Here is a 373-nt window from a genome sequence, read left to right as displayed (position 1 = left end):
CCAGCTCGGGGAATTCCTTGCCCGGATCGATGAACGGCGTGGTCGGTACGCGAGAACACAGGTACATCAGCGCGTTGATCGGCGCCATGAAGGTGGAATGGTCGAGCAACTGCCGGCTGAGCCGGTGGCGCACGCGACCGCGGTAATGGATGTACAGCGCCGATGCGATGAACAGCGCGATGAGAAGCCACTTCAACATGGGGAAAACCGTTTGGGGACAGGGTCGCTGGGGGCGGGAACCGGAAGCGGGGTGGGCCGGGACAGGATCGCGGCGCTTTATGAGTGAATTCTACCGGCAGTCACTGCCGCACCTGACGGCGCGTCAGCGGTGCCGGCGCAATGCTGTGTGTCACCGGCCCGGACGCGCTGCGGC

At 64.9% G+C, this 373-nt stretch carries 1 pseudogene; it reads right to left on the bottom strand.

The features are described 5' to 3' along the window. Positions 1–199, bottom strand: a pseudogene (locus Y887_RS17610) (aspartyl/asparaginyl beta-hydroxylase domain-containing protein); the annotation flags it as partial. Positions 200–373 lie beyond the last annotated feature (174 nt).

The organism is Xanthomonas pisi DSM 18956 (assembly GCF_001010415.1).
GTDB classification, from domain to species: domain Bacteria; phylum Pseudomonadota; class Gammaproteobacteria; order Xanthomonadales; family Xanthomonadaceae; genus Xanthomonas; species Xanthomonas pisi.
This window is presented reverse-complemented; position numbering and strand designations above follow the sequence as displayed.